Source organism: Lacihabitans sp. LS3-19 (genome assembly GCF_024343575.1).
Taxonomy (GTDB): Bacteria; Bacteroidota; Bacteroidia; order Cytophagales; family Spirosomataceae; genus Leadbetterella.
In genome coordinates this window covers 82706-108409 of record NZ_RJUA01000007.1, presented here as the reverse complement: position 1 = coordinate 108409, position 25704 = coordinate 82706, and the positions used below count along the sequence as shown (strand labels likewise).

24 protein-coding genes are annotated in these 25704 nt (G+C 34.5%); 5 read left to right on the top strand and 19 right to left on the bottom strand.

Annotation, left to right across the window (positions count from 1 at the left end):
* Positions 1-35: 35 nt before the first annotated feature.
* The 9 genes from EGI22_RS08505 to EGI22_RS08465 form a co-directional block, all read right to left on the bottom strand.
* Positions 36-395, bottom strand: coding sequence for a VOC family protein (locus EGI22_RS08505; protein WP_255067753.1), 360 nt, complete (start codon positions 393-395; stop codon positions 36-38).
* 119 nt (positions 396-514) lie between these two features.
* Entirely contained in the window at positions 515-3556 is a 3042-nt protein-coding gene (locus EGI22_RS08500) for an efflux RND transporter permease subunit (RefSeq protein WP_255067751.1), read from the bottom strand.
* A 12-nt stretch (positions 3557-3568) separates the two neighbouring features.
* Entirely contained in the window at positions 3569-4612 is a 1044-nt protein-coding gene (locus EGI22_RS08495) for an efflux RND transporter periplasmic adaptor subunit (RefSeq protein ID WP_255067750.1), read from the bottom strand.
* A gap of 43 nt (positions 4613-4655) precedes the next feature.
* Entirely contained in the window at positions 4656-6002 is a 1347-nt protein-coding gene (locus tag EGI22_RS08490; RefSeq protein ID WP_255067748.1) for a TolC family protein, read from the bottom strand.
* The gene (locus tag EGI22_RS08485) at positions 5999-6418 is read right to left on the bottom strand and encodes a PaaI family thioesterase (protein WP_255067746.1); all 420 of its coding nucleotides are present in this window, start codon (positions 6416-6418) and stop codon (positions 5999-6001) included. The genes EGI22_RS08490 and EGI22_RS08485 overlap by 4 nt, the downstream gene beginning before the upstream one ends.
* Before the next feature lie 8 nt (positions 6419-6426).
* On the bottom strand, positions 6427-6774 hold the full coding sequence (locus tag EGI22_RS08480; RefSeq protein WP_255067745.1) for a DUF4260 domain-containing protein: 348 nt from the start codon (positions 6772-6774) through the stop codon (positions 6427-6429).
* Between the two features lies 1 nt (position 6775).
* On the bottom strand, positions 6776-7354 hold the full coding sequence (locus tag EGI22_RS08475; protein ID WP_255067743.1) for an NAD(P)H-dependent oxidoreductase: 579 nt from the start codon (positions 7352-7354) through the stop codon (positions 6776-6778).
* A complete protein-coding gene (locus EGI22_RS08470; protein ID WP_255067742.1) occupies positions 7351-7782 on the bottom strand; it encodes a DUF3995 domain-containing protein in 432 nt (143 codons plus the stop codon). Before EGI22_RS08470 ends, EGI22_RS08475 begins: the two co-directional genes overlap by 4 nt.
* The gene (locus EGI22_RS08465) at positions 7779-8405 is read right to left on the bottom strand and encodes a TetR/AcrR family transcriptional regulator (protein WP_255067741.1); all 627 of its coding nucleotides are present in this window, start codon (positions 8403-8405) and stop codon (positions 7779-7781) included. Before EGI22_RS08465 ends, EGI22_RS08470 begins: the two co-directional genes overlap by 4 nt.
* A gap of 151 nt (positions 8406-8556) precedes the next feature.
* Between EGI22_RS08465 and EGI22_RS08460 the strand changes: the two genes are divergently transcribed.
* Entirely contained in the window at positions 8557-9003 is a 447-nt protein-coding gene (locus EGI22_RS08460) for a thermonuclease family protein (protein ID WP_255067740.1), read from the top strand.
* 5 nt (positions 9004-9008) lie between these two features.
* Here EGI22_RS08460 and EGI22_RS08455 read toward each other — a convergent pair whose 3' ends face one another.
* Positions 9009-9479 (bottom strand): hypothetical protein, encoded by a 471-nt coding sequence (locus EGI22_RS08455; RefSeq protein WP_255067739.1) that lies wholly within the window; start codon positions 9477-9479, stop codon positions 9009-9011.
* Between the two features lie 263 nt (positions 9480-9742).
* Positions 9743-10663, bottom strand: coding sequence for a PHB depolymerase family esterase (locus EGI22_RS08450; RefSeq protein WP_255067738.1), 921 nt, complete (start codon positions 10661-10663; stop codon positions 9743-9745).
* Positions 10664-10861: 198 nt separating this feature from the next.
* Here EGI22_RS08450 and EGI22_RS08445 point away from each other — a divergent pair, with 198 nt between their 5' ends.
* Positions 10862-12328: an amino acid permease gene (locus tag EGI22_RS08445; protein ID WP_255067736.1), complete on the top strand. Its 1467-nt coding sequence runs from the start codon at positions 10862-10864 to the stop codon at positions 12326-12328.
* 67 nt (positions 12329-12395) lie between these two features.
* Here EGI22_RS08445 and EGI22_RS08440 read toward each other — a convergent pair whose 3' ends face one another.
* Positions 12396-13841 (bottom strand): alpha-L-fucosidase, encoded by a 1446-nt coding sequence (locus EGI22_RS08440; protein WP_255067734.1) that lies wholly within the window; start codon positions 13839-13841, stop codon positions 12396-12398.
* Positions 13842-13931: 90 nt separating this feature from the next.
* Here EGI22_RS08440 and EGI22_RS08435 point away from each other — a divergent pair, with 90 nt between their 5' ends.
* Entirely contained in the window at positions 13932-15677 is a 1746-nt protein-coding gene (locus tag EGI22_RS08435) for a DUF4153 domain-containing protein (protein WP_255067733.1), read from the top strand.
* The gene (locus EGI22_RS08430; RefSeq protein WP_255067732.1) at positions 15677-16066 is read left to right on the top strand and encodes a DUF3052 domain-containing protein; all 390 of its coding nucleotides are present in this window, start codon (positions 15677-15679) and stop codon (positions 16064-16066) included. Before EGI22_RS08435 ends, EGI22_RS08430 begins: the two co-directional genes overlap by 1 nt.
* Positions 16067-16069: 3 nt before the next feature.
* Here EGI22_RS08430 and EGI22_RS08425 read toward each other — a convergent pair whose 3' ends face one another.
* From EGI22_RS08425 to EGI22_RS08415, 3 genes are all read right to left on the bottom strand, one after another.
* Entirely contained in the window at positions 16070-16822 is a 753-nt protein-coding gene (locus tag EGI22_RS08425; RefSeq protein WP_255067731.1) for a glycoside hydrolase family 25 protein, read from the bottom strand.
* Positions 16823-17038: 216 nt separating this feature from the next.
* Positions 17039-18934 (bottom strand): beta-N-acetylhexosaminidase, encoded by a 1896-nt coding sequence (locus EGI22_RS08420; RefSeq protein WP_255067729.1) that lies wholly within the window; start codon positions 18932-18934, stop codon positions 17039-17041.
* A gap of 111 nt (positions 18935-19045) precedes the next feature.
* On the bottom strand, positions 19046-19813 hold the full coding sequence (locus EGI22_RS08415; RefSeq protein WP_255067728.1) for an endonuclease/exonuclease/phosphatase family protein: 768 nt from the start codon (positions 19811-19813) through the stop codon (positions 19046-19048).
* 330 nt (positions 19814-20143) lie between these two features.
* Here EGI22_RS08415 and EGI22_RS08410 point away from each other — a divergent pair, with 330 nt between their 5' ends.
* The gene (locus EGI22_RS08410) at positions 20144-21031 is read left to right on the top strand and encodes a sulfite exporter TauE/SafE family protein (RefSeq protein WP_255067727.1); all 888 of its coding nucleotides are present in this window, start codon (positions 20144-20146) and stop codon (positions 21029-21031) included.
* Here EGI22_RS08410 and EGI22_RS08405 read toward each other — a convergent pair.
* From EGI22_RS08405 to EGI22_RS08390, 4 genes are read right to left on the bottom strand one after another with little or no spacing between them, the layout of a single operon-like run.
* Positions 21028-21324 (bottom strand): hypothetical protein, encoded by a 297-nt coding sequence (locus EGI22_RS08405; RefSeq protein WP_255067725.1) that lies wholly within the window; start codon positions 21322-21324, stop codon positions 21028-21030. The genes EGI22_RS08410 and EGI22_RS08405 overlap by 4 nt on opposite strands.
* Before the next feature lie 11 nt (positions 21325-21335).
* A complete protein-coding gene (locus EGI22_RS08400) occupies positions 21336-22721 on the bottom strand; it encodes a TolC family protein (RefSeq protein ID WP_255067724.1) in 1386 nt (461 codons plus the stop codon).
* Positions 22705-24042, bottom strand: coding sequence for an HlyD family secretion protein (locus EGI22_RS08395; RefSeq protein ID WP_255067723.1), 1338 nt, complete (start codon positions 24040-24042; stop codon positions 22705-22707). Before EGI22_RS08395 ends, EGI22_RS08400 begins: the two co-directional genes overlap by 17 nt.
* The gene (locus tag EGI22_RS08390; RefSeq protein WP_255067721.1) at positions 24042-25682 is read right to left on the bottom strand and encodes an ABC transporter transmembrane domain-containing protein; all 1641 of its coding nucleotides are present in this window, start codon (positions 25680-25682) and stop codon (positions 24042-24044) included. Before EGI22_RS08390 ends, EGI22_RS08395 begins: the two co-directional genes overlap by 1 nt.
* Positions 25683-25704 lie beyond the last annotated feature (22 nt).

Genomic DNA, 25704 nt, shown 5'->3' with positions numbered 1-25704 from the left:
TTTGAATTATTTAAAAGCCTTGTTCTTTTTTTGTTTTAAAAATGCGGATTATAAATAACTCCGAAAATATTGTCCCAAGGGTCTTTTACTGTCGCTACTATTATGCCTCCTCCTACTTCTTGTGGAGTTTCGTGGCTTGTAGCACCTAATTCTAAAAGTTTTTGATAGGCTTCTTCTACATTCTCAATGCCCCAATATGTAATTACCGAATCACCCTTTTCGGCAGTTTCATTTTCTTCCGGTTGTAAACCTAATTCATAACCAGCTACATTATATCCAACATAAAATGGTTCATCAAAATAGGGCTCGAAACCTAAGAATTCAGAATACCACTTTTTGGCTTTTTCAATATCAGATACTCTGTAAATGCTTGTTCTAAGGCCTAATAGTTTCATTTTCATTAAGTTTTTTTCAAAAATAAAATAATTCTTACAACAAATTCTTTTTTTCAGAAATTGCTAAAAAAATAATCTTCTAGGTTAAAGCCTAATTTAGGAGTTTCCTAAATCAAATTTTAAATCGAAGGAGGCAATAATTTGTACATTACCGGTGTCACAATTCTAGTCAATATCAAAGACGAAATAAGGCCGCCGATAATAACCAAAGCCAATGGTGAGTACAGTGGGGAATGTTCCAAAACTAGAGGTATAAGGCCTCCAATGGCAGTCATTGTAGTTAAAACTATTGGAATAAACCTCGTTTTTCCGGCTTTTTCTATTGCATCGTTTATACTCAATCCTTCTTCCTTTCTAAGGTAATTGGTATAATCAACAAGCAGAATGGAGTTTTTTACTTCGATGCCTGCCAGGGCTATAATACCGACAATAGCAGTAAATGAGAGCGTATTGCCTGTTAGATATAATATGCCAACTGCACCAATTACCCCGAGTGGAATTACAGATAAAACTATAAATGAACTTTTGAAAGTTTTAAACTCCAAAATAAGAATTGCTAAAATTCCAAAAATTGTAATTATAATAATAGTACCCAAGCCGCCGAAAGTTTGAGCTCTTTGTTCTTCTTCACCGGCCATTGCAATACTATAGCCTTTAGGAAGAGCTAAGGTTTTCAGTTTTTCTTTAAAAACCGCTTGGACTTCAGGTGTTAAATATCCATCTGCTATAAATGCCGAAACACTTGTATAGCGTTCTGTATCATAATGTTGAATTCTATTTTGAGAGGTTTCGAATTTCAAAGAGGCTAATTGCGACAGCGGTATCTGAGCACCCATTGGCGATGCTATATATACTCTATCAAAAACGTCGGTGGAGACAGTTTTACCTCTTGGCAAAGAAATGTTAATATCATAATCTTCCCCTGTTTTGTCTTGAAATGTACCCAATGATAGCCCTGAAATGGCCATTCTAACATTTCTATCTATTTCGGCAGTTGCTATGCCCATCATTCCGGCTTTATCTTTGTTTATTTCTACCTTAAGGTCAGTATTAATAGCTCCTATTGGGTTGTTTACATAAATCGTACCTTCGGTGCTTTTATAGATTTTTTCGACTTTTAAGGCTATATTTCTCAAGGAATCTAAGTTGTCTCCAAATATCCTGACTGCAAGTGGTGCTTCTACGGGTGCTCCTTGTTCAAACTCTATCGCTTTGATTTTCGCTCCAGGATATTTTTGAAATTTCACTCTAAGTTCATTTATATAGACTGTCCTTTCAGGTACTTCTACATCATCTTGCAATTGAACAAAAATTTGCCCTGTATTGCTACTTGTGCCTCCTTTTGGTAAAATATTATAGTATATACGTGGATTGTCTTTGCCTACATTTGAAGCATAATTTTTTACTATTTTATTCTGTGCCAAAATACCTTCAACGTATCTTACGGCATTGTCAGTAACTCCCAAAGATGTACCAAGAGGTGTTTCAATATTAATTAAAAACTGAGGTTTTTCGGACTTTGGAAAAACACTAATGCCAATCACAGGAATTAATGCCAAACTCCCTCCAAAAGCCAAAAGTGCTATTATTAAGGTTTTAAAGGGATTATTTAAAGACCAAGTCAATATTTTTTGGTAAGAACCGTCAATGGCTTTGTTTAGAAACTGTAAGAAAACATTGCCGCTTTCATGCTCTTCTTTGGGCATAATAAGACTTGCCAAGAAAGGTACAATAGTCAAAGAAACAAAAAGCGAAGCTATGACAGTAGTAATAACTGCCATTGGCAAACTTCTGATAAAGTCACCTGCAGATTCTGGCAAAAAAAGTAAGGGTAAAAAGGCAAAAATTAATGTAGCCGTGCAACCTAAAACCGCAAGACTAATTTGTTTTGTGGCCTCTACGGCTGCATCTTTTCGAGAATAGCCTAGTCTCAGATATCTGGCTATGTTTTCAACTACCACAATCGAATCATCGACTAAAAGGCCTAATGAAATAACCAAACCCACTACACTTAATTGGTTAATACCAAAACCCAAAATGTCCAATCCAGCTAAGCCAATCGCCAAAGAAAGTGGTATGGAAATCATTACAATTACAGCTGCTCTTATGCCCAATGGAATAAGGGTGATTAAAACAAGTATAATAGCAATACCGAAATCTCGACCTAAGCCCATTAGTCTTTTTGATACACTCGTCGCCTGGTCAAAGCTTTTCTCAAATTTTATATGTTTAGGTAGTGTTTTTGCAAAATTTTCAAGTATAGGACTTAGTTTATTGTTTAGCTCGAAAATGTTAGTGTTTTTTTTCTGAGAAGCCGTGATAAAAATACCTCTCTTGCCATTGAGTCGAGCCAGATAAGTTTCTTCTTCATAACCAAATTCTATTTCTGCAACGTCTTTGAGATAAGTGACTTGTGTACCAGATGTACCTATAACAGTATTTTTTATCTCTTCAAGGTTTTCATAAGACCCTGAAGTTTTAACATTTATCTTTCTGTCACCAATTTCTATTGCTCCAGCTGGGATATTTATGTTTTCTGATTGGATGATCGACATTAACCTTGTTAGCGGAATTTTAAATTGAGCCAATCTATCGGTGTTTACGGCTACCCTGACTATACGCTCAGGTGCCGCATGAATCATTACTTCGTGTACATCTTTGAGTTTTTTAATTTCGTCTTTAAGGTCTTTTGCATAGTCCGTCAATTCTCCATAAGTTGCACTTTCTGAAAGAAACGCAGCTTGCATAATATTAACAGTTTCTGGGGTATATTTAAAAACATCAATTGAATAAATGTCCTGTGGAAGTTTGTTTCTAAGGCTATTTAATTCTCTTATAACTTCATTGTTTTTTTCGTCTTCTTTGGCATCATGATTAAACTCCAGTATTACGCTTGCCACGCCGTCATTGGCATAAGACACCATTTTTTTAACTTCAGAAATAGTGTTTAGCTTGTCTTCTATTGGTTCTAGCACAAGTTTTTCCATGTCCTCGGGGCTTGTGCCTGGATATACCACTACGATGGAATTATAGGTAGCCTTAAGAACAGGATCCTCGGCTTTCGGCATATTAAGCAAGGAGCTTAATCCTAAGGCCATTATCATTACAAAAATGATAATTGTAAACTGATGATTTTTAACTGAAAATTCGGTTATTTTCATTTTATAAAGATTTTATTTGTGGGATAGAGTAACTTTTTCGCCATCTGAAACAAATCCACTCCCAAGAGTAACTACTTGATCTTCCTCAACTAAACCATTGATAATTTGCACCTTAGAATCAATAATTTTTCCAATTTTAATTGGTCTTCTCATTACAGAGCTATTTTCATTTTTGTATAAAAAAACAAATGCTTGATCGCCATTGGCTTCAATTAAGGCCGAAATGGGAATAACTAAGCTAGAATTGCTCGTAGAAGGATGAATAACCGCCTTTGCCACAAAGCCAGATATAAGTTTTTTGCCGTTTGAAACCATTTCTAGCTCAACTTCATAAGTACCAGAAGCAGGATTTATTGTTTGTGCTATTTGGCTTATTTTGCCTGTAAAGCTTTCATTAGGATAAGCATCCAAAGATATTTTAGCGTTGTCTCCAATTTTAAGTTTTACAATGTCTTTGTCAGCTAAACCTACATTTACTATAAATGCATCTGTTCCAGTTCCTAGTATAAATGCTGGGGAAAACGGTACGATTAATTCTCCTTGTTCTGCTATTTTTCTCAATATTTTACCTGAAACTGGAGCATATATTCTAGATAACTTTTGGTTGAATTGGGCCGCTTTTACGGTTTGGGTTGCCATTTCCATTCCACTTGTAGCATCTTGGAGATTGGTTTGTGTGGCAGCTTCGTCATCGTATAGTTTTTTAACTCTTTCAAAGTCTCTTTTGGCTTTTTGAAGGCCAATATTGGCTTGGTTTACCTGAGCGTCTATTTCAGACATATCTAGTTCGGCCAATAATTGCCCAGCTTTCACAAATTGTCCTTCTGAAACATAGACTTTTTTTATCATTCCACCGGTTTTAAATGCCAGTTTGATTTCAGACTTAGAGGCTAATACGCCAGAAGCGGAGATTTGATTCACAAAATTTTGTCTCTCAACTGAGGCTACTTCTATGGATTGGGTCTGGATTATTGCTTTGCTTTCTTTTTTTTCTTTGGTTTTGCAAGAAAACGCCAAGCTTCCGAGGACTAAAGGAATAAAAAATAATTTTTTCATAATATCATTGCTGTTGATTTTTTCAAATCAGATTGTTAATTTTTTATAAACCACTGGCTTTTTTAAGATCTGCATATTTTACCCAAATGTCATATTTGATCAGTGACTCACTCAGTTGTGCTATCATAAGGTCATTTTGAGCTTTGGATACTTCCATAAAAATCGCATTTCCGTTTTTATATCGACTATTTACCAAATCAAAAATCTTTTGGGTTTTTTCTATTCCACCTTTCGCAGTATTCAAATTCGCCATGCTAGATTTTAGCTCTTTATATTTTTGTAAAACTTGCAATTGAATTTGATTTTTGGCTTCCTCAAATTTCACGTTGAGTATTTCGTTTGAGATTTTGGTTTGTTCTATCTTGTGTTTTTTCTCATAGCCATGAAAAAGGTCCCAATTCAAACCCAACTGAGCAACTAAATAGGCTTGGTTAGAAAAACTATAGCCAAACCCTTGAAAACCGGTATTAGCTCCAATAAAAAGAGAAGGCAGTTTTGCGTTTTTTTGTTGAAGGTTTAGCAAAGATTGATTAATTCTTTTTCCACTATTTATTTGATCGAATTCCGGTCTGTTTTCTAAAGCAGTTTTTGTATATTCTTCCTGAAAATTTAGAATAGGCAAGCTATTTATTAAGTTGGTATCAGCTAACACATCCTCTTCCAGATTTCGGTTTATAAGAAAATTGAAATAAGCTTTAGCCAATGCACTGTTTTTGTTGGATTCCGTTATTTGCTGCTCAAGTTTGTCAAGTTCATATTCTGAAGTGAGCAAAACATCTTTCAGTATGACATGATTGGATAATAGTTTTTGATTCAAAGAATTTAAATCTTGCAAAACTGATTTTGAATTTTCATATATTTTAACCGCTTCTAGGGAAGTAAGATATTGAAAATAAGCAATTTCAATATTGTGTTTTAGCTCGAATTCCAAAAATCTTTTCTTTGAATATTCAGATGTTAAAAGTTCTTTCTGAAGTGCAATGTTGTTTTTTATGTCAGGATTAAAAATAGGATATTGAATAGCAAACTTGGTGTCGTGAAAATTATTGGGAGCCAATAACTGATTCACATTTTCGACTTGTGGAAAATTGTTGGTTTTGGTGAGTTGATTGAGTGTAGAATATACAGGGTTCAATAAATCACCAATCGGAAACTCCAACCTTCTACCACCGGCAGCCAATGAATAAGTAGGCGAAAACGAAATTTTAGGGAACAAATTGGCCTTGGCTATATCGATTCCCTTTAGTGCTTTTTCCAGCTCCAAAGATTCTTGTTTTAAGGACAAATTACTCTCCAATCCTTGCTCAATATAGTTGTGTAATATTAGAGATTGAGAAAAGGATTTTTGCAAAAAAACCAAGCAAAAAATAAGGATTAGTAACTTTTTCATGCTTTTGGGATATTAGTCATTACCAAATTAGAGGCAGCTTTTGCTATTAATTTGCCTTCTTGATTAAAGATTTTACATTCGGCATGGGCCATTGTTTTGCCATCTCTTATGACTTCAGAAACGGCTTTTATTTTTTCGCCTTTTAAGCCAGGTCTTAAAAAATCTATGTTAAGGTTTATGGCAACGTAAAAGCCAGGTTTGCCCAACGAAAAAGTGGTCATTCCTATTACTTCGTCTATTATGGCAGCTATTGCACCACCGTGCATAATGCCTCCGGGGTTGGTTAGTTCTTCTCTTATTTCAAACTCCACTGTTATACTCCCGACTTTGGCTTCTAGAAGTGTTCCATTAAGCCATCTTCCAAATGGCGATGGGCTTGAGTCTTTAGCTTGTTTTCCAATCAATTCTTTAAACATTTCTCAATTTATTTTAGTATTCCTAAATGCGTGTTTTTAAAACTATCTTCATATTTTAATCCAAAACCCAAAACTCTATCCATTGCAGAATGTGATAACAGAATAGCTCCAGCCAGACTTGCTTCATTTATTGCTAAAACATATCCTGCAATTATTAAAAGAATAGCTAGTGCTTTGTGATGAACTATATTGTATAGCCAAGCACCTATTTTGGTATTAATTAAATATCCTACCATCGAAACATCTGGCACAAAAAGCAATGCTAAAAACCACCACCAAGGGTAGGATAGCAACGCAAACAAAAACATACCAAAGAAAAATTCAGCAATTTCTTCTATTTTTAAGAGGGTCTTCATTTTAGATTTGTTTTGAACCTAAGTTTTTTATTTTATTTAAATGTTTCTCACGAAATGAATCCTTTGAAAAGCGAATTGGGCCAATTGAAGTAATTTTTACGGGTGTAATTCCGCAAAATTCTAAAATCATTTTTTTCAAAGCTTTATGACCAGGGGCTCCATAGATTAGCCAATAATACCACGGTGGTTGGTCCATTGTTGTTATTATTCTGGCTGATTTTCCCTTTAGATATTTATCCCACCAAACTGAGTTTTCTTTCTTTTGAAAAGCAAATCCTGGAAGGAATGTTCTATCGAAGAAACCTTTTAATAGTGCTGGCATGCCTCCCCACCAAAGTGGATACACTATTACAATATGATCGGCCCAAGTTATTTTTTCTTGAGCATTTAATAAATCAGGCTCCAATTCCGTCCTTTTTCTGTAGCCCAAAGCAAGATTGGGATTAAACTCTAAGTCGCTAACGATAATCTCTTTCACTTCTGCTCCGGCAGAAAGTGCACCTACCTTATATGCATTTGCAAGTGCTCTGCAATAACTTTCTTGATCAGGATTTCCCTGAATAATGAGAATTTTTTTCATAGAATAAATAGCTTTATCATTATCAAAATTCCAATAAAAAGGGAAAAAGGCGTGAATATTTTAGTGTCATATTTGGAGAAATCTGTGCCTTTTATTTTCTTAAAAAAACCAAAATATTTAAAGTCACCAATGGCTCTGAGCAAGAAAACAACAGCAATTGTTAAACTGAGGTAATAATTCGAAGTTTTGGAAACAGTCCAAAAATCAATATCAAGCACTATAATTGCCATTAAAAGAAATGCCAAAGCGACGATTAAAGTCATGAAAACACCTGGTTTTAAGGGTTTGGTTTTCGTGGAAGTTTCTGGTAGAGCAACGGAAAGTCCCCAGTTTCCTCCCAAAAGCCAATAAAAATGAATAATGGAAATGCCAAAAATTAAAAAAGCAGCTGTAGATCCGAAAAAATGTGGGAATTGTAAAGCTCTCATTTTTTGCTGCATTTTATGGTACTCAAAAAACTCAAAAAAGCCTTGTTCATTCTGGTTTCAAGTTCCAATTCGGGCTCACAAAACATCGATAGTCGCTTGCGTGCATGTAGCGTAACTATTCCATGAATAAAACTCCATATCATAAGAGAGGCATCATCAACTTCGTATTCTGTTAAATAGCCCTCTGTTTGGCATTGTGCAACTAAAAAACGTAGCAAATCGAAAGCTTTTTGACCATCGTCCCACACTTCGTCTTTGCATTCGAGCGAATCTATTGGGGCGTTCATGATAAACATTAGGTCATATAGTTCGGGATTCTCGAAAGCAAACTTCATGTAGTGCTTGCCCATATCTTCTAACTGATCTATTGCATTTTCGAACTTTGCGGTGTTTTGTAGAGCGGTTATTAATCCAATGAAAGCCTCTTGATGCAATCCAAAAAGCAGATCGTTTTTATCTTTAAAATATAGATAAATGGTACTTGGGCTATATTCTATTTCTTCCGCTATGTTTCTTATCGAAGTTTTTTCGAAGCCTTGCTCTAAAAAGAGCTTTTTGGCTGCTTCCAAAATCCTCTTTTTCATTTCTTCTTTTTCGCGTTCTTTTCTGTCTGCTACACCCATTGTTATTAAACGGTAGTTTTTTTGTTTACAACACAAATAAAATGAACAGTGTTCATTTTCCCTAAAAAAATCTAAAAAATTTATCAAAAGGTGGTTTTAAAAGGTCTTGTGGGGTTTAATTTCTAATTTGCAATTCAATAATATTTAAAAGATGTATTTAAGTTTTTTGTTAATTTTTAGATTTTTTATCTTATCTCAAACGCTAAGTTCGCAGGTGGTTGGAGTTATGGATGGCGACACAATAGAGCTGAGGGAAGTTTCAAATAGCCCAAAAGCCAAAGAAAGGATTGGGAAAAATATCAGGGTTAGGTTTGCTCATATTGACTGCCCCGAAAGAGGAAAGCCATATTTTCAGGTTGCAAAGAAATTTGTATCTGATAGATGTTACAGAAAGACCGTAAAAATAATTCACAGCAACGAATTTGACAGATACGGAAGGTTAATCGGAGAAGTCATACTTGAAGATGGCACAAATCTCAACCAAGAATTGGTGAAGGCTGGATTGGCTATTCATTACAAAAAATATTCTAAATCTTATACTTATGCCAAGCTTGAAATAGAGGCAAAAAACAAAAAAATAGGTATCTGGGCTCAATAAAAAGCTTATTTTCTGACAAATAGCAAAAATTCGTTATTGTTAGAACTTAAAGTGAGTTGATCGTAGGCATTATCATTGGTTTTTAAGACAACACTAAAATTTGTAGCTTCAGAAAATAGCGTTTTAAATTTGCTGTCTTCGGCAGTTTCATAAGGTTTATTAAGAATTTCTAAGTTCAAATTTTCAAAAGTGCCTGTAGATTTACTAGTTGAATTTTTATCAAAAGAAGTGGAATAGTCGCCTTTGGCTAGCAGTAAATTGATTTTAGCAGAATAAGATGTACCGTCTAGAAATGATATTTTATACAAACTTTTATTTATGTCAAAGTCTGAACAAACATAACAACTGTAATTTTGAGTTTCGCTAAAAGTACCAACATAAGTCCAATCTCCTTTTAATATTTCGTCTGATTTTATGTCGGTTTTTTCGCATTGATAAACGCCAAAAACTAAAAGAAAAGCTACGAATTTGAACATAGATTGGGTTGTTTTTTAGTGAATAGATATAAATTCCCAATAAACGAAAAAACGAAAAAAAACAATATACGATTTTCGATTTTTTGGTAATAAATGTATATTCAAAAACTATACCTAAAGGTACCAAGGTTGGTTTTTTTCGAATATTTATTATTGGAAAATTTAGTTGAAAAACTAAATTAGAGATTCTTCCTGTCTATATATCAGGCAATTATTTTCATAATTTTCTTCTTTGTTTTAGCAGAAAACTTGAAAGATAAATATTACCTGTATTTATTAAAAAAATCGAAAATCAATTCGTTGGCATTTAGTGCAGTTGATGGATCGTCACCTCCAATTCTAACTTTGGTAATACCTGGCCAAGAGTGTCCACCGTCTTTTGTAAGGTAAACAGAAACCGTCGCATTGTTTTTACAATCAATCCATTGCGTTAGTTTATAGTTTGTTTCCTGCTTTGTGATTTTTGAAGTATTGCTACAAGTATTGTTTTCTGCCCAGAACTTTAAACCTTTTTCTACAGCTGGGTAATTTATACCTCTTATTCCAATTCCGCCTTCATAAGGCACATGTTCGTCAAGTTCGGAATGAAAATGTAGGACAGGAATAGTATTCTGAGAAGTGCAAGGTTTTGTAGTTACCATAGTACAGGCCACTGGAGCTATAGCAGTAATTTTTTGAGGGATTTCGCAAGCCAATCGATAGGCCATCATTCCTCCATTTGACATACCGGTTAAAAATACTTGCTTGGGATTGATATTAAAATCAGCTATTAATTTATCAATCATTTTACTCAAAAAACCCACATCGTCTATGTCGTTTTCTACGGCGTATTCGCAACAAAGTCCCGCGTTCCATGTTCTTGCTTTTAGCAATCCATCGCTTTGAATACCGTCAGGATACACAATTATGTACTTTTCAGCTTCAGCTTTTTCGGGTAGTTCGTAGCTTTCTTCCATTTGTTTGGCACTACCTCCACCACCATGCATGGCAATCACAAGTGGAAGATCCGTTTTTTCGGAGTAATAATTACTTGGCAAAACAACCGTATAAGTTCGGTTTAGATTTCCGACTTTAATGGTCGGCTCAAATCTAAAAATATTATCAGGTTCAATATCTTTTCTTCTTTGGCAAGAATTTGAAAATGAGGCCAATAACAGGATTATTACGATTAATTTAAATGGCATTGTTATTTTTTAAATATGAGTAAGTTTGACCAAAATTTTTCGATTTGGTTTAGTATAAGCAATACAAAATTTATACCGTATTCATATTTAAATTACTAATTTTTAAAAGTCAGAACATACTTTTCTATAAGTTTAAGTTCATATTAAGCTTTAAGTATTATTTTTGATTTTAATTGAAACCAATAACCTAAAAAAAGTATGTCACTTTGGAAGAAAAAACCAATCAGTCTGCTAATAGAAGAAGCTGCTGATAATGAGAAAAGCTTAAAACGAACGCTAACAGCATGGTCGCTGGTGGCTTTGGGTGTTGGTGCCATAATTGGGGCAGGTTTGTTTGTAAGAACAGCTGCGGCGGCGGCAAACAATGCTGGTCCGTCTGTCACTTATGGATTTATTTTGGCAGCGGTTGGCTGTGCTTTGGCAGGTTTAGCCTATGCGGAGTTATCATCTTCTATTCCTATAGCGGGTAGTGCTTATACATATACTTATGCTACCATGGGTGAATTTTTAGCTTGGATAATAGGCTGGGATTTGATTTTGGAATATGCAGTTGGAGCCGCCACAGTGGGTATAGCTTGGAGCGAATATCTAAATAATTTGCTGGTTGAAGTCTTACATACCAGCCCAATTCCATATGAGTGGTGCCATTCTCCATTTCAGACCTCAGCAGATGGGGTTTCGGGAATTATGAATATTCCTGCCTTGTTTATTGTAGGCGTTATCAGTTTGTTACTTATAAGAGGTATTCAAGAATCGGCTTTTGTGAATGGCATAATTGTAATATTGAAAGTAACCATCGTAATTTTAATTATTATCATTGGTTGGGGTTTTATCAATCCTGCCAACCACGCCACTTATATTCCAGAAGCCACAAAATATATTGACGATCAAGGCATCAGTCATAATTTCGGAGGCATTATGGGGATTTTAGGTGCTGCGGGCACTGTGTTTTTTGCCTTTATTGGTTTTGATGCAGTAAGTACTGCAGCCCAAGAAACCATAAATCCAAAACGTAATATGCCCATTGGGATATTAGGATCGTTAGTTGTTTGTACTATTTTATATATACTTTTTGCCCATGTGCTTACGGGTGTAGCTACTGTAGAGGATTTCAGAACGGGCGGAAAAGAAGCCTCAGTAGCTTTTGCTATTAACAAATATATGATAGGCTATGCTTGGTTAGGTCAGTTTGTTACTGTTGCAATTTTGGCGGGTTTTTCATCCGTTATTTTGGTGATGCTATTGGGCCAGTCGAGAGTATTTTATGCTATGGGGAAAGATGGATTATTACCAAAAGCATTAAGTGATTTGCACCCAAAGTATAAAACTCCTTTTAAAGCAAACATTGTAATTTTTATAATTGTTGGTTTGTTTGCGGCGTTTGTACCGGGCGACATTGTGGGTGATATGACAAGTATCGGTACTTTGTTCGCCTTCATATTAGTTTGTATTTCTGTTATAGTTTTAAGAAAAACAGAGCCCGATATGAAGAGAGAATTTAAAACGCCTTGGGTGCCTTTTGTTCCTGTTTTGGGCGTATTGGTTTGTTTGTCAATGATATATGGTTTGGGATGGACAAACTGGTTGAGACTGATTGTATGGATGGTTTTAGGTATGATAATTTATTTCACATACAGTAAAAACCATAGCAATTTGAAGGATTGATTCTAAACTTCATTTTATGAAAAAGGCAAATCATTTTAACGATTTGCCTTTTTCTTTTTAATATTTCTTACCAAACTTTCACTTCACTCAGAACTACTGCTGCTTTTGCGTCCAAAATCCTAATCCTGATTTTTGAAGTTTGTGTTTTTTCTATTTCTACAATTCTTTTATACCCTATCGTAGTTTCTTGTGCTACTTGTTTCCATTCGTTATTTTTCCAAACATCTAATGCAAAACTTTTAACTCTTTGGCCAAGAGCTATGTATTCTTGTATTTCTACGAAATTTACCACTTGAGTTTTACCTAAATCCAGCTCTACCACAGCCGAATTGGTATTTTCTGCAGCTGCCCAATAGGTTTTTGTATCTCCATCACAAAGGTTTTGGGCTTTCGTGTTTTTATTGAAAATAGAATTAACGGTAACTTTGGCATTCGCCGCAAGGTTATTTGAAAACTTTTCGTTTAGCATTTTTCTCCATTCCAATAGTGACTTTACGTCGTTTTCATGTACTTGGCCTCTTCTGTCAGGAGGAATATTTAATAAAAGATTAGAGCCTCTACCTACCGAAGTCATATAGATTTCGAAAAGCTTTTCAGGTGTTTTTACTTTATCATCTTCTTCTTTGTGATAAAACCAACCCGGTCTAATGCTCACATCAACTTCGGCAGGCACCCAATCTTTTCCTTTTTCATGGCCTGTATTTAATAGGCCTTCTATACCAGCTTTACCTGCATAAAGCGTATCCCGGCTTATGCTATTCCAGTTGGTTCTGCCAGCTACACCGCGTTCGTTTCCAACCCATCTTATCTCTGGACCAGCATCACTAAAAAACAAAATCTTTGGTTCAAGGTCTCTTACCAGTTCAATAGTTTTTGGCCAATCGTAATAAGATCTGCCATTGATTTTACGTTTTTCTTTGCTTCCTCCATAATAGCCATCTCCACCATTGGCTCCGTCAAACCACATTTCGAAAATCGGCCCATAAGCTGCAAAAAGTTCTTTTAGTTGATTTCTGTAATATTCCACATAGGAAGGACTTCCATAATCTGCTCGGTTTCTATCCCAAGGAGACAAGTATACCCCAAATTTTAAACTGTATTTTTTACAAGCTTCTGACACTTCTTTTACAATGTCGCCTTTGCCGTTTTTATAAGGACTTGCCGCTATGGAGTGGTCGGTGTACTTACTTGGCCAGAGCACAAATCCGTCGTGGTGTTTGCAAGTTAATATCACTGCTTTTAGTCCTGCATCTTTTATGGTTTTTACCCATTGGTCTACATTCATATCCGTTGGGTTCACTATTGAAGGACTTTCGTCACCATATCCCCATTCTTTTCCTGTAAAAGTATTGGTGGTAAAATGAATAAAAGCATAAGTCTCGAGTTCATGCCAGGCTAATTGATCAGTTGTTGGTATTGGATAAATGGGAGCTGGGCTTTTAATTTGGCTAGTTTTGCAACTAAAAAGACTTGAAAAAACGAGAGCAGTTAAGGTAATTTTAAAAAGTTTCATTTGGTTTTGGTTGAATTTTAGACCATGATTAAAATTATAAGGAAATGTTTAGAAAAGAAACAATTTTCACTAATTTAGACAAAAAAAACCATGGCCAAATTTCTATCTCTTGAAAACCTCAAAACTGTCTCAAATGCATTTTCATTTTCATTGAAAAGGTTTTCATTTACACTTTTGAGTAGTTTAGTAGCCACTATTTCTATGATTTACTTAGCTACAGAAGATAATGAGAATAATGAAGTTGTGAAAATCGGAATTACGTTTCTTTTAGGTGTTCCATTGTTTTTTAGTGCTGAGATTTTTGGAGAAAGAAATCCCAAGTTAAAATTACCTTCTTTGGCCATTGGAATCTTATTTCTTCTTTTTTTCTATTTTTTAGACGCTCCAGATCCTAAAGATTTATTATATAACAAGTCTTTTTTTATAAAATACGCGGTTTTGATTGTTGCTTTTCATTTATTGGTTTCGGTCGCACCTTTTTTTTTAAACAAGCAAATTTCTGGTTTTTGGCAATACAATAAGCACTTGTTCATTTCTATTCTAACTGGTTTCCTGTATAGTGTAACGCTAAGTATTGGGCTAGTTGTGGCATTGCTTGGAATCCAGAGCCTGTTCGAAATAAAATTAAGCAACGATTGGTATCCGTACATTTGGATTGGGATAAACGGCTTTGTAAATACTTGGATTTTTACCTCAAAAATCCCAAAGCTGGAAATTATTGACGAAGACAATGCCTATCCGATTGGTCTAAAATATTTTACGCAATACGTCTTATTGCCATTGGTGGCTATTTATTTAGCGATTCTTGTAGCTTATGAATTTAAGATTTTGGTGGCTTGGTCATTGCCAAAAGGCTGGGTAAGTATTATGGTTTTGGCAAGTGCAATTTTCGGCATATTGGCCTTTTTACTCATCAACCCTCTAAAAAATACCAATAAGTGGATTCAAATATTTTCTAGGGCTTATTATTGGATTTTGCTGCCATTGGTAGGTTTGATGTTGGTGGCTATTTATGTGAGAATACATCAATATGGACTTTCAGAACCTCGATATTTTGTGGCATTACTGGCTATATGGCTTTTAGGAATTTGCCTATATTTTTCTTTTTCTAAAGTTGATAATATTAAAGTTATACCTCTTTCTTTGTTGATTATTAGTCTTTTAGCTATTTATGCACCTTACAATGCATTCCAAAGTTCTAGAAAAAACCAAGTTGGAAGAATGGAAAGTGTGTTAGAGAAAAATAAGCTTTTAAAAGCAGGGAAAATTGAAGTTCCGAAAGGTTTGAAATTAGATAGCTTAGATCAGGACAAGCTTTATGCTTCTTTGGAATATCTTTCTGAAAATCGTGTGGAAATTTTTGAAAAATACTTGAGTCCGAAGCAATTTCAAGAACTTAAGAATGAGAAAAACGAATACCAAAGGAGTCAATTGGTATTAAATCTGCTCAATCTTCCGTCTAAGCAATCTTATGTGAAATACAGATATTTCAGTAGAAAGAATGAAAATTTTATTGAATTGCATAATGCTGATTATATGATTTCTTCAGATGTGAGTCAGTATAAAGAAGATGTGTTTTCAAGAACAGTAGCTGGTAATTCCTTAAAGACTAAATTAGAAAAAAACATATTGGAATTTACGATTAACGATACCGAGAAAATTGATTTTGATTTGAGCAGTTTAAAAGAATTGGAAGGAAATTTGATAGATTCAAAAGAATTGACTTTTGAAAAAGATAGCCAAAATTGGAAACTGATACTTATTATTGAAAGTGGTAGTTCTGAAAATGGCGAAATAGAGTATTTAGATTGGAAAATATTAATGAAAAGGAAATAATGCCCAACCCTCTTTTCAAAAAACTAGGCTTAAAGGACGGTCAAAAGGTGATTTTAAAGAATATACCTGAGAATTACTTTGACTTATTGATAGAAATTCCAGATGTTGAAGAATGTGAAGAAGGAGAATTTGCCGATTTTATTCATGTTTTCGAAAAAAATCAAGATGCCCTGAAATTAGAACTATCAACACTTTTCGAGAAAATGAAACCAAACGGAATGATTTGGATTTCTTGGCCAAAAAAAACTTCTGGAGTAGCAACTGATCTTGATTATCATTCAGTAAAAGCCATTGCCTCACGGTTCGGATTGCAAGATGTAAAAGTTTCGGCTATCGATGAAATTTGGACAGCTTGCAGATATATAATTCCCCTAAAAAACAGGAAGTGAAACTTATTTTTTAGTCACAGATTCTATCTCAATTTCAAAGTCAGCTTCTTCATAACCTAACTTTAAACTTTCAAACTCTTCTTGATTGCCTACAAATGCATTGATATCAACATTTCCTGCAACACCACTTACGCGTCCTTTTTCGGTGTATTGCCATATCTTTAGATTCGGGCTTTTAACCAAGCTGTGAATATTCCCAGATTGATAGTCGGCTAACCATAGTGGCGTATCTTTGAAATGGCCTTTGATGTATTTGTTATAAATAAAAGTGTTGGAATAAATTATGGGTTTAATACCATAATGTTTTTCAACAATTTGTAGCCATTTGGTTAAATTTTTACGTACAGTAGCAACACTAACATTGTTTACGTCTTTTTCAAAATCTAAAACAGGTGCTAAATCTCCTTCTTGAAGTTTTACATTATTTATAAAATTTCTGGCTTGAACAACGGCATTTTTGCTTGGATTGTAAAAATGATATGCTCCTCTTGATATTCCTGCTTCTTTACTTTCTCTCCAATTATGCTGAAATTTGGTATCTTGAAAATCTCCACCTTCGGTAGCTTTAAGAAAACAAAAACTTATTTTAAAATCACCGTGATTGGCAACTCTTTCCCAATCAACGTTTTTTTGATGGTGAGATAAGTCAATACCATGTATACTATAACGTTTGGTAATGTGTTTGTGGCTAGGTATATAGCTAAAGCTAAAAACGTGCAAAAGCAGCGTTAGAACTAAACTTAAATTTGTTAACATTTCACTCAATAATAATTGCTTAAAAACAAATTTTTATAAGCAATTATTGTGCCGCTTAATCAGACTTTTAGAAGTTTTTATCCTCTCCTTTGATAGATATAAATAAGGCAATAAAAAATATTAAAATGCGAAGAACCAGGATAAAACAAAAAAGTAGAGCCAATTTAAATGACCCTACTTTTGGAAAATTTTACTGAAAACAATTATGCCATTTTTTTATTTGGCCCTTTTTACCAATTCTTCATAAGGTATAATTAATTCTCTGCCAAGTGATTGTCCATTTCTGAAAGATTGAGTTCTAAGACTAAGATTACCATTTGGAACTTCAAAAGGTCCAGTGTATTTATTTCCGAAATTTACTGGATAAGTATTATCTATTGTATAAAATAGTTCGGTATTAGGCACATGATTGCTCAGTTCAACCATTATTTTTTCGTCCACCTTTTTTACTGTCACGATAGGCTCAAATACTGCTCTAGAAATATTGGTTTTAGCAGCATCAAATCTATAGAAATGCGATTCTGTACGATTTATAAATGAATCCCAACTTTTCTTTTCTAATGGACTCCAAAGCACCTCAGAAGTAGCAAAAGCTCTTGGGTAAGTCATGTAAAATGCAAATTGCAAGTTTGGAATCACCTCTGTCCATAAATTGGCTTGACCACCTAGTATATACTTAGCTTCGACACCCTCCGGAACTGGCTCAAACTCGAATGATTTCTCTAAAGACAAGCTGGCATAAATTGGGTTTTCAACACTTTTATCGCCTTGGGTATAATCTATGTAGGCGTAAGTGGTTGGTGTCATCACAACTGGAACACCCATTTTAGCAGCCTCAATTCCGCCCTTCATGCCTCTCCAGCTCATCACTGCGGCACCTGGAGCCAATCCACCTTCTAATATTTCGTCCCAACCTATTAGTTTTTTGCCTTTTGAGCTCACTATCTTCTCTACTCTTTTCACAAAATAGCTTTGCAATTCGTGGGTATCTTTTATTTTATTCTTTTTCATAAAAGCTTGCACAGAAGCGTCTCTTTCCCAATATCCATGATAAGATTCATCTCCTCCCATGTGAATGTATTGTCCTGGAAACAACATCGCAACTTCCGTCATAACTTTGTTTACAAAATCGTAAACCTTCTCGTCGGCAGGATTCAGTGTATTTTCGATCAACATTTCAAATTTTCCGTCTCCATACCATTCCGCAAACTTAGCTCCTGGGTTTACCATAGTTGGTTTTTTCAAAGTTGAAAGTTCGGGATAAGCTGCTAATGCTGCCATACTGTGGCCTGGAATATCAATTTCAGGTACTATCGTAATATTTCTTTCAGCCGCATATTTTATAACATCCTTGATTTGTTCTTGGGTATAAAAACCACCATAAGTTGCTTTTTCGCCTTCTTTTGGTTGTGGACGCGTATCTCCAAATCTTCCAAAACGTTCAACTCGCCATGCCCCAATTTCTGTTAGTTTTGGAAGCGACTTTATCTCAATTCTCCAACCTTCGTCGTCTGTCAAGTGCCAATGGAAAACATTGAATTTGTATTGGGCCATTTTGTCGATATATTCTTTCACGGCATCCACTCCGAAAAAATGGCGACTATCGTCAAACATCAAACCTCTCCAACCAAACCTTGGATAATCCTTAATTTTGCAACCCATCAACATACCCATTCCGCTAGGATAATCTTTCGATTCAAAATCTCTCGGCAACATTTGTCTTAGTGTTTGTAAACCGTTAAATATTCCACCATTGGCATTTGCTGCTATTTCAACCGTATTTTCTTTAACTTCAAGTGTATATCCCTCATTTCCAAGAGATGCATCTTTGTCTTTTAAAATTTCTAAAATAAGTGCCTTATTGCTTCTGTCAGGATTGGCAACTGATTTAATTTCAACATTTGTGCCGCCATTTTTTAGGAATTGTTGAAAATTTTCGACTATTTTCAATAGTTCAGGATTGCCATTTTTTATGTCTAGGCTGGTTTGTTGGTCAAGCATAAACATGGCATCCGTACTTTCAAAACTTACAGGAGCAGGTATAATGGTATGCTGAGCAAAAATCGAATTAGTAAAAAAGAAAATGCTAATTATGAGCAGTAGTTTTTTCATGAAATATATATTAAGGTTTTAATGTAAAATTATTAAATTTTTTTAATAATTGGCTATTTATGAGCTTTAAAAAGTAAATTTCAATACACTTTTTATGCAAAAGATGGAATCTTATTTTATAGAAATATTTATAACAGCCAATACGGGATGATGATCGGAAGCAAATAAACCTCCCCAAGTATTGGTTAGTGTAGCGTGTTTTAAAACATTTGTTTTTGGCTTATTTACAAAAACATAATCAATTCTCCGGTTGTCAACTTCTTTAGCTTCAAAACCGTTAAAGGTGCTTTCAGGCCCAAAATGTGGGCTCTGGCTTAAGGTGGAGGTTTCTGTTAGTTCACTTAGAATTATTTTAATGGGTTCTTCCGTTGGTGTTGCATTAAAATCTCCTGTTAAAATTGCCAATTCATTTCCTGCAATTTCCTTTATTTTTCTTAAAATCAATTTTGAGCTTTCGGCTCTCGCTACTTGACCAATATGGTCATAATGTGTATTAAAAACATAAAATTTCTTTTTGCTTTTAATATCTTGAAAATAACCCCAAGTCACAATTCTTGGCAAATTGGCATCCCAACCTTTGCTAGGTTTTTCGGGAGTTTCGCTTAACCAAAACGTTTCATTTTTAAGCAATTTAAACTTGGTTTTGCTGTAAAAAATAGGGGAGAACTCGCCCTTTTCCTTTCCGTCATCGCGGCCTAATCCAAAGTGTGCATATTCTGGCAATCTTTCTTGTAAATCATTGATTTGGCCAATCAAAGCCTCTTGCATGCCACAGAAATCAGCCTCATAAAATTTCACCATTTCAGCAGCTCTATCTTTTCTGTTGTCCCATTTGTTGATCCCATCTCGCTCCGTATTGTAGCGGATGTTGAAGGTCATTACTTTAATGTTTTGAGCATTTAAATTATTTAACACAAATAGACAAAAAACAAGCTTGATCGCTTTCATACTTTTCTAGGTTGATTATTTTATTAAGCCTTAAATCTATAAACTTTGAATATAAGAAACAATTCTATTTAGAACTTTCAATTAGCCTAATCGGAGATAATCTATCATGATTTCTTTATTTCTATGGAATTTAAAATAGTGACTATTTTGATTTGATAGGAATAATAACTTTAAAATTATAACACAAATTTAATAGTCTACTAATTTGGTAGATTAAATATATTAATATAATTTTGTCGAAGTTTTTTAAATGAAATCTGGATGAAATCGCAAAATAGAAGTCAAGCAAATACGATAGAATCTCAATATTGGTGGTATATAATCCCAATGTTGATGCTTTTTGTATTGTTTTCAGTTTTATTTTATAATTATTCATCAAGGTTTACTTTTGCTAATATCAGTGAAGGTTTTTCCTCTGACTTTTTCATTTTTCTGTTGATTGGATTGTTTGCCCAGTTGGTAGATGGCACCTTAGGAATGGGTTATGGTGCTACTTCAACCTCTTTTTTGTTAGCTTTTGGTATTCCTCCTGCCATTAGTAGCACAGGTGTTCACGTAGCCGAAATGTTTACAACTGGAGCTTCAACTATCTCTCACCACAAATTCGGTAATATCAACAAAAAATTAGCTAAAATGCTAATAATTCCTGGCGTAATTGGCTCAATAATTGGAGCATATCTTCTGTCAGATGTTATTAATGGAGATCTGATTAAGCCATATATAGCTATTTATATGATAATTCTGGCTTCCATTATTATTTATAAAGCTTTAAGAAAAAAGAGACCCAAAAAAGCCACCAAACAATTAGGCGTTCTGGCTGTTTTTGGTGGTTTTATGGATGCCATAGGCGGAGGAGGCTGGGGCCCCATCGTTACTTCAACGCTTATTGGAAGAGGTCGAGACCCTCGCTATACCATTGGCTCAGTCAATGCCGCTGAGTTTGCAATAGCCTTCGCTAGTGGACTAACTTTTTTGATGTTTGAAGGCGTAAATGGCTGGCAAGTAATAACTGGACTAATTGTTGGTGGAGTAATAGCAGCTCCAATTGGAGCTTATTTGGTTAATAAAATCCCACGTAAACCAGCCATGGTCGCTGTAGGATTATTGATTATAGCCATAAGTGCAAGAACACTTTTCAAACTACTTTAATGTTCTTGCTTTAAGTTTTCGTTTAGACTCCAATCGAAATAACTTAAGGGTATAGCATAAATCTCTATAGATTTTTCTTCAAACTGGTCGTGGATTAATTTTTGAATTTCTGTAAAAAAAGCAGCCTTGGTTATGCAACTAAGCTTATGAACAATCTCCTCACTTCCTTCTGCTTTATAGCTTGTTCTATTCCAGTCAATTTCTATTGATTTTGCATATTTATATTTAAGAATTAAATCTTTGATTTGACTCATTTGATTTTCAGTTCTTCCTATTACCTGTAGCTGTATCATGAGATTTTTATTTAATTGTTGATGATTCCTGCAGCCCATTGTTGTTTAAACCATGTCTGTAGATACTTATTTTTGAGTTCTACCAATTTCAATTGTGCCTCTAGAGATTTATTCTGTCTTGAGTTTATGATAAACAAGGAACTTTCTCCTTGAGAAAACCTTATCTCTTCTAAATTTAGCAATGACTCGTAGTTGCCTAGCAATTGCTCAGATATTTTAATCTGTTTTGCTAAGGCCAATATTTCGGCTTGGTGGCCTCGGATTTTAGTCTCTAAATCCCAATTTTTTTGTTTAAGAAGCCAGTCGTTTTCTTTTAATTTTAAGACTGATTTCTGATATTCACCACGTCCTTCCCTAAAAAGCAAGGGAACGTTTAGGCTCAAGCCAATTTTGTAGTTATTGTTTAATTGTGAATACATTGCTGGCTCAAAGCTGTAATAATCTTTGGATAAAAGATTCATCTTAACTCTTAAATCAGGCATAAGTGCTTGTTTTTTTAGCCTTTGTTCTATTTCTAATTGATTCCTTTTGAGGTCGTAAAATCTAATTTGTGGATGCATATCAATATTCTGTATCAGAGACTCTACGACAGGAATACTTGGCAAACTTTTAAGAATCAAAGTATCGGGAATGGTCTGATTGGTCAATAACATCGGCTCGCCATTCTGATCCCACACATAACTTGACAATAGAATAGCTGATTTATTATAAGACTGAAAACTATTCTCAAGCATTAATTGAATTGAAATTAGTTGACTTAAAGCCTCTGTAGTATCAATACCTGACTTATCTCCGTTTTTTTCTAAAACTTTGGTTAATTGAAATCTTTCTTGGGCATTATTGAGGTTTTTTTCTAGAACCAATATCTGCTGGTAGTTTCTAGCCCATTCATAGTAATCGCTCAAAGCTGATAGAAATAAATCATTCAAAGCATTTCTTTTGTCTACTTCATTACTTTGAACCAAAACCGCTGCTTGCTTTAATGTTGCCCTTTTTTTATCTAAGATAAAATCTTTTAGCAAGGGCATTTCCAATCCAAAATAACTCAAATTCCCACTGGTGCGTTCGGCATTAAGGTATTTACCAGAAGCGTTTTCCATACCCATTTTTACTTTTAAGCCGATTGGCGTAAAAAGGCTAAGTTCGGGTGTGTTCAAATTATAATAGGTATCGCCTAACAGTTTCTTCGAATCAAAACTATAGTTTAGCTGAGGGTCAAAGATTCCTTTTGCTGCTAGCACGGCATATCTAGACTGACCAATCTTTAAGTCAGCCTGTTTGACAATAGGATGATTTTCTTCTATTTGTCGAAGAAATCTATCCAATGTTAAAGTTTGGGCCTGTGTGAAGGACCCAAAACTTAATAAAAGAAATATAATATTATTTAGTCTTTTCATCTTTTTTAAATTGATAATATTCTGGTGGGAATCCGTTGATGTTTCTCCATAGTTCGAAATAAATTGGAACATCTTTTAGCAAAGCAATACCGTTAGCCCCGCCTCCTATTTTTAGCATATCTGGCCATTTTTCATCAGGTGCTACCAAAACCCTAAAAAGGCCGCTTTCGTTGGCTGAAGTTTCAATATAGGTTACTTTTCCACCAAATGTACCATAGCTTGAATTTGGCCAGCCACTAAACACAATTGCTGGAAAGCCATCAAAAACAAACCTGATATTTTGTCCAAGACTCAACAGTGGCAAATCCATGGGTTGAATATACAATTCGACTGCTTTATCAGGCATTTCTGGAACAACTTCGGCTATTACATCAGCCTCTTTTAGCACTTCACCTATACCCGCTTTTTTTGTTTTTACGATTTGCCCATCTTGTGGAGCTAAGATGAATAGCATTCCTTGCCTAACAGCATAGCTGGCCATTTGATTCTTTAATTTTGATATTTCCGCCTCAGTAGATCTAGCGGCAGAAATGCTACTAAACCTATCTCCGTCGGCTTTCGAAATTTTCTCTTGATAATCTTGAAAAATACTATTTCGCTCAATTTTTAGATTAAGCAATTCCTGTTTGCTCTGGTTAAGTTTGTTGCTTACGCTATTCACTTTGGCTTTGCTATTCTGAAAGTTTACTCTTCTTTTCTCAAACTCCACCATAGAAAGTGCACCTTGGTCTAGCATCGTTTTTGCGGCTTCTATTTGCCTACTATAGGCATTTAAGGCATTTTCTTCCGCCACCAGGTCTAAGCTATCACTCGAAATTTTTAATAACTGTTGTTCTATTTTGTTACTATTGGCCGAAATTTTTAGCCTTAAGCCTTCTTTTAGTGCCGAAATCTGTATTTCAGAAGTTTTGGCTTTATTTAGATAGCCTTCCGAACTTAATGTTTTTGCTTCTATTTGTTTTCCGTAATTTTCAGTTAGAAAAGGATCCAAATATTCTGTTTTTACTTCCGAAAGTTGAATTATGGTATCTCCTTTTTTTACAAAATCTCCCTCTGAAGCATACCATTTTACAATTTTGCCAGGTAAAAGCGTGTTGAGAGCTTGAGGTCTATATTGTTGATTTAAAGTGGTTACTTTTCCTTTTGCCCTTATATTTTGGGTCCAAGGCAAGAAAAGAACAATAGCAGCACCAATGGAAATTCCTAAAAACCATTTTCTGATTTTTGATTTTTTATCAATGTGATATAAGTGATTAAGCGAATCGTATTTCTCTTCTAAACCAGAGTCGCCATCCAAAGATTTTTTTAATAAATTATTCATTAGTTTTTCAATTCAATGATTTGATTAAAATATGATTTATGATTATCATTATTTGAAGTCATAATTACGGTTGATTGCCTTTCTTTTAGAAAATCAAAGATTGGCTCAAATTGTTCTTGGTTGTAAAACTTAAAGGGATCTTCTATCAAAAAGATGTTTTTAGGCAATATCAAAGCCCTACATAACAATATTTGATATTTAATTTTTGAAGCCAATTGCAATCCAAATGGCATTAAGGGCGTATTTATTCCTTTTTCCATTTTGTTTACATAAACATCCAAGCCAGTAAGTTTAATGATGTTCTGTACCGCTGCTAGGCTTATTTTTTTATTTCCAAGCGTAATGTTTTCGTATAAGGTGCCATCAAATATCTCTTGATTTCCTGACAATATTCCCATTTGGTTTCTTAGTGATGCGAGGTCATAACTGCCAATTGGTAAGTCATTTATAAGCACTTGTCCATTTTGTTTGTTTACAACTCCCCCTAAAAGTCTAAATACGGTAGATTTTCCAGATCCGAAATTTCCTTTTAGCAAAACCCACTCTCCTGAATTGATCTTGAAATTCAAATTGTCAATTAATGGTTCTTCGTTTTTATATTTAAAGTAAACATCCCTAAACTCTACACTTAAGCCTTGGTTGTTTTCTTCTAATATCGAACTTCCAGTATCTTCTATTGCAGCTTTAGATATTTTATCAAGTTTTTCTACTGATGTTAATGATTCATAGATTTGATCAAGGTTGCTAATCATTTTTTCGACCGAAGTCAGAATCACGATTATTACAATATCTGCTGCTATAAACTGGCCAATATTAATTTGCTGTTGGATTAATAAAACCACACCTAAAATCAACATTGATGCAACAATTATTGTCTTAAAAACAATTAAAATCCAAAACTGAATTTTTAATATTTCGAAATGGCTCGTTCTTGCTTTTAAATAACCAGATAATAAATTATCTGCTTTTTGCAAATGCAAATGGGAATTTTGCGAATATTTAAATGTTTTTATTCCTCTTGCCATTTCTTGAAGCCACGCAGCTATTTTGTATTTGTAATCACTGGTTTCTAATGAAGTCTGGAATCCTCCTTTTGAAGTGGAGCGGATTATCAAAAATATTGCTGTAAACAAAATCAAACCGAACGCAATAAACAGAGGATGATAAAACGATAGTAGAATTATTCCGAAAAGAATCTGAATAAACGCAGCAGGTATATCTACTAGCAATTTGTGCAAACTTTTTTGAAGACTTGGCAAATCAAAGTATCTGTTAACTATTTCTGGTAAATAATAACCCTCTAATTTTTCAATATTTAGTCTAGGTAATCTCTCTGCATAGTCAAGTGTGTATCGGAAATATAGCTTTTGTTCGATTTTTTCAATTAGTTCTAGTTGTTTAACTTGCAAAAAACCCCCAATGAAGGTTCCAATCAAAACTAATATTATAAGAACAATAATAGAAGTTGACAAGCTGCCTGCTTGGACAAAACCTATAATGGTTTGTATACCCAAAGGCAGTGAAAGGGAAACCAATCCCGCAAAAATTGAATAGAAATATATAGCAGTTATATCTTGTTTATCAAGCCACAATAGTTTGAATATCTTACTTAAAGCTGCTAAAATGCTTGGTTTTTCCATAAAAGTGTTTTTTCTTTCAACA